The organism is Bradyrhizobium sp. NBAIM08 (genome assembly GCF_020193935.1).
Lineage (GTDB): Bacteria > Pseudomonadota > Alphaproteobacteria > Rhizobiales > Xanthobacteraceae > Bradyrhizobium > Bradyrhizobium yuanmingense.
In genome coordinates this window covers 23807-35745 of record NZ_JADYVR010000022.1, presented here as the reverse complement: position 1 = coordinate 35745, position 11939 = coordinate 23807, and the positions used below count along the sequence as shown (strand labels likewise).

11 protein-coding genes are annotated in these 11939 nt (G+C 64.7%); 5 read left to right on the top strand and 6 right to left on the bottom strand.

Annotated features, from left to right (window positions below):
• Positions 1-154 precede the first annotated feature (154 nt).
• Positions 155-364: a hypothetical protein gene (locus I6F37_RS36735; protein WP_036013800.1), complete on the bottom strand. Its 210-nt coding sequence runs from the start codon at positions 362-364 to the stop codon at positions 155-157.
• A 71-nt stretch (positions 365-435) separates the two neighbouring features.
• A complete protein-coding gene (locus I6F37_RS36730) occupies positions 436-2070 on the bottom strand; it encodes an isocitrate lyase (RefSeq protein ID WP_225130878.1) in 1635 nt (544 codons plus the stop codon).
• A 228-nt stretch (positions 2071-2298) separates the two neighbouring features.
• Here I6F37_RS36730 and I6F37_RS36725 point away from each other — a divergent pair, with 228 nt between their 5' ends.
• Positions 2299-3744, top strand: a complete 1446-nt coding sequence (locus tag I6F37_RS36725) for a short-chain fatty acyl-CoA regulator family protein (protein WP_036013804.1) — start codon at positions 2299-2301, stop codon at positions 3742-3744.
• A gap of 148 nt (positions 3745-3892) precedes the next feature.
• Here the strand turns inward: I6F37_RS36725 and I6F37_RS36720 are convergent, their stop codons facing one another.
• Entirely contained in the window at positions 3893-4186 is a 294-nt protein-coding gene (locus I6F37_RS36720) for a hypothetical protein (RefSeq protein WP_036013813.1), read from the bottom strand.
• A gap of 227 nt (positions 4187-4413) precedes the next feature.
• Here I6F37_RS36720 and I6F37_RS36715 point away from each other — a divergent pair, with 227 nt between their 5' ends.
• Together I6F37_RS36715 and I6F37_RS36710 are read left to right on the top strand one after the other, a co-directional pair.
• Positions 4414-5214: a hypothetical protein gene (locus I6F37_RS36715; protein ID WP_057026253.1), complete on the top strand. Its 801-nt coding sequence runs from the start codon at positions 4414-4416 to the stop codon at positions 5212-5214.
• 165 nt (positions 5215-5379) lie between these two features.
• Complete coding sequence (locus I6F37_RS36710; protein ID WP_225143353.1) at positions 5380-5730, top strand: hypothetical protein; 351 nt, start codon at positions 5380-5382, stop codon at positions 5728-5730.
• A 203-nt stretch (positions 5731-5933) separates the two neighbouring features.
• On the opposite strand, the gene I6F37_RS45815 is transcribed toward I6F37_RS36710, so the two are convergent.
• From I6F37_RS45815 to htpX, 3 genes are all read right to left on the bottom strand, one after another.
• Positions 5934-6326 carry a DUF3551 domain-containing protein gene (locus I6F37_RS45815; RefSeq protein WP_306469182.1) on the bottom strand — a complete coding sequence of 131 codons (393 nt, stop codon included), beginning with the start codon at positions 6324-6326 and terminating at the stop codon, positions 5934-5936.
• 299 nt (positions 6327-6625) lie between these two features.
• Entirely contained in the window at positions 6626-7267 is a 642-nt protein-coding gene (locus tag I6F37_RS36700; protein ID WP_192893321.1) for a tetratricopeptide repeat protein, read from the bottom strand.
• A gap of 135 nt (positions 7268-7402) precedes the next feature.
• Positions 7403-8341, bottom strand: coding sequence for a zinc metalloprotease HtpX (gene htpX / locus I6F37_RS36695; protein WP_225154070.1), 939 nt, complete (start codon positions 8339-8341; stop codon positions 7403-7405).
• Positions 8342-8628: 287 nt separating this feature from the next.
• Here htpX and I6F37_RS36690 point away from each other — a divergent pair, with 287 nt between their 5' ends.
• Positions 8629-9975, top strand: coding sequence for an HlyD family secretion protein (locus I6F37_RS36690; RefSeq protein ID WP_225154069.1), 1347 nt, complete (start codon positions 8629-8631; stop codon positions 9973-9975).
• On the top strand, positions 9972-11912 hold the full coding sequence (locus I6F37_RS36685) for a glycosyltransferase (RefSeq protein WP_225154068.1): 1941 nt from the start codon (positions 9972-9974) through the stop codon (positions 11910-11912). Before I6F37_RS36690 ends, I6F37_RS36685 begins: the two co-directional genes overlap by 4 nt.
• Positions 11913-11939 lie beyond the last annotated feature (27 nt).

Here is an 11939-nt window from a genome sequence, read left to right as displayed (position 1 = left end):
AACCTATCAGCAACCAAACCCTCCGCAAAGGCCTACAATTCCAGAGACTTACGGCGCCCACAGCTGGTTCACCTGTGCCAAAAACAGACGATCCCACCCAGGCAGGGCCTGGATGGGACCATCCGTCCTTGGACGTCTTCTTAAGTCGAGGTGATCAGGCCGAGACCCGCGAGGGCTCTTCCACGATCGAGAAGCGGACGCCGGCCTTGTGACGGCTTTCTTCCGAGACTTCCTTCCAGCACTCCTCGGCTTCCTTGCGGGTCTTGAACGGACCTTTGACCTGGGCCGAGCCTTCCACGAGCTTGTGGAAGTTCATCGAACCGAACTCGCCGCCGATCACCCAGAAATTGCTGCCTTTGGTCATTGTCAGTCTCCTGTTGAGGTGCGTGACCGGCCTGGACTCCAACCTGGCTTCCAGACCGGTCCGATCCGCCGTTAGCCGAACTGGTTCATCGTGTTGTGGACGCCGCCCGCCTTCAGCGCAGCTTCGCCCGCGAAGTACTCCTTGTGGTCGTCGCCGATGTCGGAGCCGGCCATGTTCTGGTGCTTCACGCAGGCGATGCCCTGACGGATCTCGGCGCGCTGGACGTTCTTGACGTAGCCCAGCATGCCCTGCTCGCCGAAATACTCGCGGGCGAGATTGTCGGTCGAGAGCGCGGCCGTGTGATAGGTCGGCAGCGTGATCAGGTGGTGGAAGATGCCGGCGCGCTTGGCCGAATCCGCCTGGAAGGTACGGATGCGCTCGTCGGCTTCCTTCGCCAGCGGCGTGTCGTCGTACTCCGCCTTCATCAGCTCGGCACGGTTGTACTTGCTGACGTCCTGGCCCGCTTCCTTCATCGCGTCGTAGACCTGCCAACGGAAGTTGAGGGTCCAGTTGAACGACGGCGAGTTGTTGTAGGCGAGCTTGGCGTTCGGCACCACCTTGCGGATGCGGTCGACCATGCTGGCGATCTGCTCGATATGCGGCTTCTCGGTCTCGATCCAGAGCAGGTCGGCGCCGTTCTGCAGCGAGGTGATGCAATCGAGCACGCAGCGGTCTGCACCGGTGCCGGGGCGGAACTGGTAGAGGTTGGAGGGCAGCCGCTTCGGACGCATCAGCTTGCCGTTGCGGTTGATGATGACGTCGCCGTTCTTGGCGTTCTCCGCGGTGATTTCCTCGCAATCGAGGAAGCTGTTGTACTGGTCGCCGATGTCGCCGGGCTTGTGGCTGACGGCGATCTGCTGCGTCAGGCCGGCGCCGAGCGAGTCGGTGCGGGTCACGACGATGCCGTCTTCGACGCCGAGCTCGAGGAAGGCGTGGCGGCAGGCGCGGATCTTCGCCAGGAAGACGTCATGCGGCACCGTGACCTTGCCGTCCTGGTGGCCGCACTGCTTCTCGTCGGAGACCTGGTTCTCGATCTGTAGCGCGCAGGCGCCCGCCTCGATCATCTTCTTGGCGAGCAGATAGGTCGCCTCCGCGTTGCCGAAGCCGGCATCGATGTCGGCGATGACGGGGACGACATGGGTCTGGAAGTTGTCGATCTTCTCGATCAGCTCCTTCTCGCGGGTCTTGTCGCCTTCCTTGCGCGCCTTGTCGAGCAGACGGAAGATGTCGTTGAGCTCGCGCGAATCGGCCTGGCGCAGGAAGGTGTAGAGCTCCTCGATCAGCGCGGGCACCGAGGTCTTCTCGTGCATCGACTGGTCGGGCAGCGGACCGAATTCGGAGCGCAGCGCCGCGATCATCCAACCGGAGAGATAGAGGTAGGTGCGGTCGGTCTTGCCGCCAAAATGCTTCTTGACCGAGATCAGCTTCTGCTGGGCGATGAAGCCGTGCCAGCAGCCCAGCGACTGGGTGTACTTGGTGGGATCCTTGTCATAGGCGGCCATGTCGGCGCGCATCACGGCCGCGGTGTAGCGGGCGATGTCGAGGCCGGTCTTGAAACGGTTCTGCAGGCGCATGCGCGCGACGGCCTCGGCCGATACGCCGTTCCAGGTCGGCTGGGTCTCGAGGAGCGCCTGAGCCGCCTTGACCTCGTCCTGATACGAGGACGGACCCTGGAGGGTGCTGATACCGCGGGGCTGGTAATTCATGTGCCTGATCCTTTCGCTGACGATGGCGAGGCAGCCATCGACATTCTTGACAATGCATTGCGAGATGCGTGTCAGAAGCTAAACGCGAAAAGGAAAAGTTCGTACAGATGGCTTGTTTTTTATTGGTGATGTCATGTAACATCTGAACCTGTAATAGATGTCACTTTGTAAAATTTGTAAATAATAGGTCAACTGTTCTGACCTTGATTGAGTCTGGAGATCTGAGACATGCCCGCCGATTCCGGCAAGAAACTCTTCGTCGGCCCGCGCTTCCGGCGAATCCGGCAGCAATTGGGGCTGTCGCAGACCCAGATCGCCGAGGGGCTCGGGATCTCGCCCAGCTATGTCAACCTGATCGAGCGCAACCAGCGCCCGGTCACGGCGCAGATCCTGTTGCGGCTGGCCGAGACCTATGACCTTGACCTGCGCGATCTCGCCACCGCGGACGAGGACCGCTTCTTCGCCGAGCTGAACGAGATCTTCTCCGATCCCCTGTTCCGGCAGATCGACGTGCCCAAGCAGGAGCTGCGCGACCTCGCCGAGCTCTGCCCCGGCGTCACCCATGCGCTGCAGCGGCTCTACGCGGCCTATACCGAGGCGCGTCAGGGCGAGACGCTGGCCGCGGCGCAGATGGCCGACCGCGACGTCGGCACGCGCTTCGAAGCCAATCCGGTCGAGCGCGTGCGCGAGCTGATCGAGGCCAACCGCAACTATTTTCCGGAGCTGGAGCAGGCGGCGGAAAATCTGCGCGACGAGTTGAACGAGCCCGCCGAAGGGCTGTATGCCGCGCTGATAACGCGCTTGCGCGAGAAGCACTCAATCCAGACCCGCATCATGCCGGTCGACGTGATGCGCGAGACGCTCCGCCGATTCGACCGCCACCGCCGGCAGCTGCTGATCTCGGAGCTGGTCGATCCGCCCGGCCGCGCATTCCAGCTCGCCTTCCAGCTGGGCTTAGCGGAATGCGCGCAGGCGCTGGAGACCATCATCGGCCGGGCCGGCCCGCTGGACGATGCGCCGCGGCGGCTGTTCCGGATCACGCTCGGCAATTACTTCGCGGCCGCCGTGATGATGCCCTACCCGGCGTTCCTCGCGGCCGCCGAAGCGCTGAACTACGACATCCACGTGCTGGCACAGCGCTTCAATTCCGGGTTCGAGCAGGTCTGCCACCGCCTCACCACGCTGCAGCGACCGAATGCGCGCGGCATTCCGTTCTTCCTCTTGCGCGTCGACAATGCCGGCAACGTCTCCAAGCGTTTCTCCTCCGGCACCTTCCCGTTCTCGAAATTCGGCGGCACGTGTCCGCTCTGGAATGTGCATTCGACCTTCGACACGCCGGATCGCCTGCTCAAGCAGGTGATCGAGCTGCCCGACGGCACGCGCTATTTCTCGATCGCGCAGATGGTGCGCCGCCCCGTGGCGCCGCATCCGCTGCCGCAGCCGCGCTTTGCCATCGGCCTCGGCTGCGAGATCCGCCACGCCGCCCGCCTGACCTACGCCACCGGCATGGACCTGGAAAAGGCCGAGGGCACCCCGATCGGCGTCAACTGTCGCCTCTGCGAGCGCGAGAACTGCGCCCAGCGCGCCGAGCCACCGATCACACGCACGTTGATCCTGGACGAGACGACGCGGCGGGTGTCGAGCTTTGCGTTCTCGAATGCAAGGGAGTTGTGAGGCACACACTCTCTCTTCCGTCATGGCCGGGCTTGACCCGGCCATCCACGCGCTTCCGCGTACGCAGAAAGACGTGGATGCCCGGGTCAAGCCCGGGCATGCCGACCAAGTGTGTGGTCGCCGCTCCGGTCATCAATAGCGCGCGCCCTCACGCCAGCGTATGCACAATCACCGGTCCCGCCACGGCGCGGGCGTCGCCGGCGAGCAGCGGGCCGAGATCCTTCTCGATCCAGGCGATGGCGCGCTTGTTCGCTTCCTCGGCCTGCTCGAACTTGTCGAAGATCGAGATCGCGGTGACCGTGTCGTCGCCGCCATAGACGACGTAATAGGCGCGGAAACCGTCGACGTCGCTGATGATGGGAACGGCGCCGTCCTTGATGCGGCGCGTCAGCTCTTCCGCGCTCCCGCTTTTTGCCTTGGCCTGACGGATGGCGGCATACATGGCATCCTCCCCTTCCGGCTATGATGTGAGGGCCTCGAGCCCGGGCGGATGTTACGCCGAAGCGCGCAGCCGATCCACGCTTGGTTAACCCGACCCTAATCCGCCCGCGCGATCTGCAACCAACGGTTAAGCACGCCTCAACATCAGTGCCTTAGTCTCGCCGCACTCACTTTTCGCAAACAAGGGCGGCCTAATCTGCCGGGCGAAGTGACATCAGGGGGTTCATCATGCGCATTGCGTTGCTGCTGACCGCAACCATCGTCGGCGCGCTCTTCGCCAGTCCAACCATCGCCGGGTCGCTCGATGCCGACGCGGCGCAGCCGCTGCCGCCGGGCTTCCAGGGCTACCGCGGCTACATGTTCGACATCTCCGAGAACCGCGACCGCAAGGACGTCGACAAGCTCACCGAGAACCTGAAGAGCCAGATCGACGTCGTCGAAGGCGTCGGCCTCTCTCCGCGCGTGCTGCGCTTCTTCCACACCGTTCCGATCGTCGCGAGCGAACTCGCCTGCCTCGACGAAGGTGCCGCTACCGCCTGCTACGGCCGGGTCACGCCGGACATGCAGCGCACCGCGCCCCGGACCCTGACGGTCTGGGACCCCGCCAAGCAGCGCTGGACCAATCCCAATGCCGTCGACCTCGCGGTCGATTCGGGCCTCGGCGTGATCATGCTGCGGCCGGACATGATGCGCTACGAGAAGGAGGCCGTGCTGCTGCACGAGATGCTGCACGCCTTCCACGCGCGGCTGCTGCCGGACGGCTACGCCAACAAGGGCGTGATCACCTACTACGCCCTCGCCAAGTCCAAGGACCTCTTGCCAAAGGAATCCTATGCGATGAAGAATCCCATGGAGTTCTTTGCGGTGACCGCCAGCATCTTCCTGGCCGGCAAGAGCGAATTCCACGATCCGAAGTCGCGCGAGGCGCTCAAGGAGAAGATGCCGGACTATTACAAATATCTGGTCGGCGTGTTCGGCTTCGACCCCGAGCCGGCGGCCTCGAACGGCCCGGTCGCCTCGCTGAAATGAGCGGACGGCGCCAAGCCAAGCCAAAGAGCCGCGCGAACAGCGCGGCTTTTTTGTTTCGCGCGCTCGGTAAGCTGCGGATGACGCACAGCCGGGAATTGCCAAGCCGGGGTCCGATCTGCATAGTCCCGCCCGCATCGATACCGTTTTCGAAGGGGATGAGAGACCATGGCGGAAGCCGACCTGGATGTCGTGATCCGGCAATTGGCCAGACAGCTGCATACGGGCCTGATGACCCGTGCCAAGGAGCGGCGGGATCGCTTCAACAGCCTTGCGGCCAAGGCCAAGGGCAAGGAGACTGGCGAGCGCTTCAAGATCATGGCCAAGGCCACCATGGAGCAGGCGACTGCAGCCGCCAAGCGCCTGCAGATGTCCGCCGATAACGTCGCCGACAGCTACGCGCGGTCGATGCGCCTCGCCGCCAGCACGCCTGTTACGGTGAAAGCGGAGAAGAAGGCAAAGGACGAGAAGCCGGCGAAGAAGGCCGCAAAGAAAGCCAAAGCGAAAAAGAAGACGTAGTCGTTGCACGTTCCTGATCGCCGCCACGGGATTGGCGATCTGGAGGCTCGCCGGCCTGTCTCCCAATCATCTCCGGCTTGATCGGATCGCCGCGTTGCGCGTTTGCGACGCGCTCCCTCGCGGCCGCCGCAATCGGGCCGGCCGCGACCTCAACGATTCCTCCGCCCCAGGCATGGGCTGGTCGAACAGTCGAGCGACATCCCTCACATGTATCGCCTCACACTTTGGAGAAAGCGCTCTTTCTCGCCAGGCGCGTAACCTTGGGATGCCCCATAATAGGGTTCATTGAACTGATTATAGGGTACCGCCCGGTACTGGACCGGCGGCCTCGATGGCGCGTAGGTCTGGCGATGATGCCGCCGAGCGTTTCCTCTCGCCGGAGGACCGGCGTAGTAGGGATTGAGGACGCACATCTGGCCGTTTGCCGACGCCCTGCATTGGTCCATCGTCGTGAAGCTGCATCGGTAGTATGGCGTCATTCCGCGAGAAATGACGTTCAAGCAAACGGGATAAGCGGGGTCATATCTTTGGGCCCGGGCATCTCCCGCTGTCAGGGCGATACTCACGGTCAGAATCGTCAAAGCCCATTTGTACATTGGAAGCTCCTCCAGGGGCGCACGACATGGATGCACTCTGGACCCTGCCAGTATTGATCCAACTCAATACTTGTTGAACTGGTTCATACGCGCAGCAGGCAGCCGCGACAGTCTCGCTTTCCGCATCTCTCACCGATCTCGCCGCTATGCGGCAAGCCACCTGTCCTACAGAAGCATCGTAGGGTGGGCAAAGCGAAGCGTGCCCACGCGTCTGTCGTCGTATTGAGAAGATCGTGGGCACGGCGCGAAGTGCACCTTTGCCCACCCTACGCTTTCCGGGCTTCGCGGAGAGACTTCCCTCATCTTCGCGGCGCGGCCACCAGTGTCGGCTCGGCGCTGGCGAGTTCCGCGAGCTTGGCGCGCGCGGCCTCTCGCGCGCGACCGTCCTTGCCGGCGGGCAGCGCCAGCGCGGCCTCGAAATCGGCGCGGGCGTCGTCCGTCTGGCCGCGGGCGAGGAACGCAAGGCCGCGGTCGAGACGGGCCTGCGCATCGGTGGGGTCGAGGCGGACCGCCGTGCTGTAGCTCAGGATGGCGCGGTCGAGATCGCCCATTGCGGCGAGCGCGAGACCGCGCTGGTGATAAGGTGCCGCGCGCTTGGGATCGTGCGCGATCGCCTCGTCGTAATCCGCAATGGCAAGCTCGAAGTCGCCGTTCTGCCGGCGCGCCAGCGCCCGGTCGCGATAGAGCGAAGCGCGGTTGGGATTGAGGTGGATGGCCTCGTCGAAATCGGCGATCGCCCGCTTGAAGTCGCCGTGACGCAGCGCGATCCGTCCACGTCCCGCATAGGCGAAGGCGATCAGCGAGCCGCGCAGCGGCGAGAAGCCGATCACGGCCGAGCAGATGTCGGGATCATCCTCGTCGCCGCAATTGACGACCATGTGCGTGGACAAGCCGACGAGCACGCAAAGGACGATCAGCAATGGTACGGCAATTCTGGTCATCTTCGACGGTGGCCGGCAGCGCGCCAGCCACCCATCCCCTTTCGAAGGAATGGTCACGCCGAGGAGTTAACACTGGTTGGGGACCCCCCTGTGTGCGCCAGATCACAAAGCCAGACGCAATCCTTGCCGGCTCCGTCAGCCCCAGGGACTACGACGTGAGGAGGAGCGGCCCCACGGCCCGCGCGGTGGATAGTTCTCGTTGGCGCCGACCGACGGCGCCGCGCGCGCGCCGAGCTCGGCCGCCAGTTGCTGGAGCGCGGCGACGCGGTTCTGCGTCGAGGGGTGGGTGGCGAACAGGTTGTCCACCCCGTGGCCCGACAGCGGATTGATGATGAACATGTGCGCGGTCGCAGGGTTTCGCTCGGCCTCGTAGTTCGGGACCTGGTGCGCAGCGCCCTCGATCTTCACCAGCGCAGAGGCCAGCCACATCGGCTGTCCCACGATGCGCGCACCGAGATTGTCGGCGGCATATTCGCGGGTCCGGCTGATCGCCATCTGCACCAGCATGGCACCGAGCGGAGCGAGGATCATCAACAGGATCGAGCCGACGATGCCCGGACCGCTGTTGTTCTCGCGATTGCCGCCAAAGAACATGCCGAACTGCGCCAGCATCGAGATCGCACCGGCGATGGTCGCGGTGATCGTCATCAGCAGCGTGTCGTGATGCTTGATATGCGCGAGCTCGTGCGCAATCACGCCGGCGAGCTCCTCGCGGCTGAGCTGGTTCATCAGACCGGTGGTGACGGCGACCGCGGCGTTGTCCGGATTGCGGCCGGTGGCGAACGCGTTGGGCTGGATCTCATCCATCACGAACACGCGCGGCATCGGCAGGCCGGCACGGCCCGCAAGCTCGGCGACGAGGCCGACCAGCTCCGGCGCGGTCGAACGATCGACCTCATGGGCGCCGTACATCGACAGCACCATGCGGTCGGAGTTCCAGTAGGTGAAGAGGTTGGTTGCGGCGGCAATGACGAGCGCGATCATGGCGCCCGAGGCGCCTCCGATCAGATAGCCGACGCCCATGAACAGGGCGGTCAGGCCAGCGAGCAGCATTGCGGTACGAAAATAGTTCATGGCCGTCTCCTGGGGCGGCCGCGGGCGAACCTCTGGCCGGCACCTTCGAAGTATGAATGCGGCCGCCGGCTGCAAGGTTCGTGCGTCGTGGAGCCGCAGACGCCAGCGGCGCCAGCCAGCCTTTCCGCCGCCACTAAAGCTTGACCGGGATTTGCGCAAAAACACACGCGGAGGCTTAGCAACCTGGAAAGCGCAATTTCCGCATAACTCGCGGTAACCGGGCACGCGGCATTGGCCTTGTGCATTGACCGGGTTCCCGTTGGCCTCCCGTCAGCAAGGTGACCGCCATGGTAGACCGCTCGAGCGCCGCCTCCGTCGCCCCCTCATCCGCCCCCTCCCCTCACGACGCCAGAACTGATGCGAAGGGTTTGCAGGACTCCCTGCACGAGCACCTCTTCACCAATGACGAGTCCGACCATGCTTCCACGACGCAGAGCGGGCAAGAATCGGGACGCCGCTGGCCGTATCTGAGGCGCGGAGCCAAGGTCGCGATCGGGCTCGCCATCGTCGCCGTGTTCGGCTGGCTGCCGCTGCGCGCGATCTGGGAAAATTCGAGCGTCGAAGCCGTGCTAAATTCCCGCCTCGTCACCTTGCGCACCCCGATCGGTGGCCGCGTCGCGGCCGCCCAGCGCGTCACTGACCAAGCCAAGCTCGAAGCCGGGACCGTCGTCCTGCGCGTCTTCAACTCGCGCGGCGATCGCACGCGGCTCGACGATCTCCGGCGGCAGAAATCGCGCCTGGAGAACGAACGGCCGAGCCTTGCGGCGAAGCTCGCTTCGGCGCAGGCGGCACAAAAGGATCTGGCGCGGCAGGCCGCGCTGTTTCGCGACGGACGCGTGCTCCAGCTCGAGGCCCGCATCGCGGAGATCCAGACCTCGATCGAGGCGGCGGCGGCGCGGCGGGACGAGGCCAGTGCCGCCGTCGAGCGCGCCTCCTCGCTGGCAAAATCGGGCAATGTCTCGACCGTCGAACTGGCACGTCTGACGCGCGAGCTCTCCGTGTCGCAACAGACCGAGCTCGGTGCGCGCAAGCGGCTGGACGCGGCCAAGGTCGAGCTCGCCGCGGCACGGAACGGATCCTTCCTCGGCGACAGCTACAACGACCGGCCAAGCTCGGTTCAGCGCGAGGAAGAGATGCGCCAGCGTGCCGGCGACCTCGAGGCCGATCTCGCGCGCACCGACACGGAGATCGCCTGGCTCGCCAACGAGATCATCGTCGAGGAGGTTCGGTTCGCGGATCTCACCGAAGCCAACATTACGACACCCGTCGCAGGCCGCGTCTGGGAAATGATGACATCGCCGGGCGAGGACGTGCAGGCAGGCCAGCCGTTGCTCAAAGTGCTCGATTGCAGCGGCGCCGTGATCACCGCCAATGTCACCGAGAACGTCTACAACCGCCTGCAGCTCGGCGACCAGGCGACGTTCGAGCCCAATGACGGCGGCGAGCCGATCTCCGGCACCGTGGTCAACCTGACCGGCGCTGCCGGTGCGCCGGCCAATCTCGCCATCAATCCGGATGCGCTGAGCAAGGAGCCCTATCGTGTGACCGTGGCCTCGCGCGATGCCGCAGCTCGCGCCTGCACGGTCGGCCGCACCGGCCGCGTGGTGTTTGCGCGGCACGAGACCGCACCGTGACGGCGGCGCTGACGAGCGGCCTGATCGCGCTCGGCGCCTTCATGGCGATCGTACCGCTGCTGAGGCGCGACAGCACGATGGCACGCTCGTTCCTGGCCATTGTCTCGGTGACCTTGCTGCTGCGCTATCTCTATTGGCGGATCATGTCGACGCTTCCGCCGCCGCGCCTGACCGTCGATGCCGTGATCGGCTACCCCTTCATGCTGCTGGAGGCGGCCTCGCTCGTCGCGGTCGCGTTGTCGCTGCTGTTCCTGAGCCGGACGCGCGACCGCACCGGCGCAGCGAAGGTCGACGGCCGCACCACCGATCCGGGCGCACCGCTGATCGACGTCTTCATCTGCACCTACAACGAGGAACGAGGGATTCTCGAGCGTACGATCATCGGCGGGACGGGCATGGACTACGGCAATTACCGCGTCTGGGTGCTCGACGACGGAAGACGGCCCTGGCTGCGGCGGCTGTCCGGCGAGCTCGGCTGCCACTATCTGACGCGGCCCGACAACCAGCACGCCAAAGCAGGCAACATCAATCACGCACTGAGGCATGTCGGGGCGCTGCCGGAGCGGCCGCAGTTCGTCGCCATTCTCGATGCGGACTTCGTGCCGCGGCCCGATTTCCTTGCGCGCACCGTCTCGCTCATGGACGATGCGTCGGTCGGCGTGGTCCAGACCCCGCAGCACTTCATCAATCCCGACCCGATCCAGACCAACCTCGCCGCGACCGACGTCTGGCCCGACGAGCAGCGCTTCTTCTTCGACATCCTGCTGCCGGCCAAGGACGCCTGGGGCGTCGCGTTCTGCTGCGGCACCTCCTCCCTCATCCGCTATTCCGGACTGATGCGGATCGGCGGCTTTCCGACCGATTCGGTGACGGAGGACTATCTCGTCACGCTGCGCCTCAAGGAGCGCGGACTCAATACGATCTATCTCAACGAGCGCCTGACGATCGGGCTCGCGCCGGAAGGGCTGAAGGAATACATCACCCAGCGCGCCCGCTGGTGCCTCGGCTTGATGCAGATCGTGCGCGGCCGCAGCGGACCGCTCTCGCGGGACTCGAAGCTGCCCTTCATCGACCGCCTCTCGCTGGCCGACGCCTTCATGAGTTGGTCGGCGGTCTACACCTCGAAAGTGGCGGGCCTTGTGGTGCCCTGGCTGTTCCTGCTGTTCGGCATCCAGGCGGTGCGGGCCGATCTGAGCGAGCTGTTGCGGGTCTTTCTGCCCTTCTATGTCTGGAACGGCCTCAGCATGGCCTGGCTTTCGCGCGGCCGCTCGCTCGCAATGATGACTGATGTCTCGCAACTGATTGCCGCGCCTGCCGTGCTCAAGGCGGTGGCGACCGGCCTGTTGAAGCCGAAGGGACACAAGTTCAAGGTCACCGCGAAAGGCGGCGACCGCGACCGACGCTTCGTCGAATGGCCGCTGCTGCGCATCTACGGCTGTGCACTTTTCATCACGCTCGCATCCATCGCTTATGCCTTCATCCTGCAGCAGCGCGGCGAGAACATCGCCTATGGCGGACTGGCGCTGGCCTGGAGCTTCTACAACGCGTTCATCCTCACCGTGGTCTGCTTCGTCTGCATCGAGCAGCCGCGCAAGCGCAAGGCGGAGCGCTTCAATCGCAACGAGCCGGTGCTGCTGCGCCAGGACGGCAGGTCGCATCTGGCGCGGCTCGCCGATATCTCCATCACCGGTGCGCGGCTAATCGATCCCGATCCGCCGGCGCTTGGGAGCACCATCGAGTGCCAGATCTACGGCCGCTCGATCGCGGCCATCGTGGTGCGGCGGACCATTGATGGATTTGCCGTACGGTTCGCGGAAGGCATGGACACGCGCGTGCATGCAATCAGGGCGTTCTATGCCGGCGAATATGTTCGGGCCTATCGGGGCGTCAGGGCGCTCCCGGTCGGTAAGGCGCTGCTGATGCGGCTGTTCGGCTAGCGCCACGCACTGTTAGCGGCAAGGTCG

Excerpts from the sequence above, each read along its gene's own strand:
- htpX (WP_225154070.1), bottom strand. The coding sequence starts at position 8,341 with ATGAACTATTTTCGTACCGCAATGCTGCTCGCTGGCCTGACCGCCCTG.
- I6F37_RS36690 (WP_225154069.1), top strand. The coding sequence starts at position 8,629 with ATGGTAGACCGCTCGAGCGCCGCCTCCGTCGCCCCCTCATCCGCCCCC.
- I6F37_RS36700 (WP_192893321.1), bottom strand. The coding sequence starts at position 7,267 with ATGACCAGAATTGCCGTACCATTGCTGATCGTCCTTTGCGTGCTCGTC.
- I6F37_RS36710 (WP_225143353.1), top strand. The coding sequence starts at position 5,380 with ATGGCGGAAGCCGACCTGGATGTCGTGATCCGGCAATTGGCCAGACAG.
- I6F37_RS36730 (WP_225130878.1), bottom strand. The coding sequence starts at position 2,070 with ATGAATTACCAGCCCCGCGGTATCAGCACCCTCCAGGGTCCGTCCTCG.
- I6F37_RS36735 (WP_036013800.1), bottom strand. The coding sequence starts at position 364 with ATGACCAAAGGCAGCAATTTCTGGGTGATCGGCGGCGAGTTCGGTTCG.
- I6F37_RS36715 (WP_057026253.1), top strand. The coding sequence starts at position 4,414 with ATGCGCATTGCGTTGCTGCTGACCGCAACCATCGTCGGCGCGCTCTTC.
- I6F37_RS36720 (WP_036013813.1), bottom strand. The coding sequence starts at position 4,186 with ATGTATGCCGCCATCCGTCAGGCCAAGGCAAAAAGCGGGAGCGCGGAA.
- I6F37_RS36725 (WP_036013804.1), top strand. The coding sequence starts at position 2,299 with ATGCCCGCCGATTCCGGCAAGAAACTCTTCGTCGGCCCGCGCTTCCGG.
- I6F37_RS45815 (WP_306469182.1), bottom strand. The coding sequence starts at position 6,326 with ATGTACAAATGGGCTTTGACGATTCTGACCGTGAGTATCGCCCTGACA.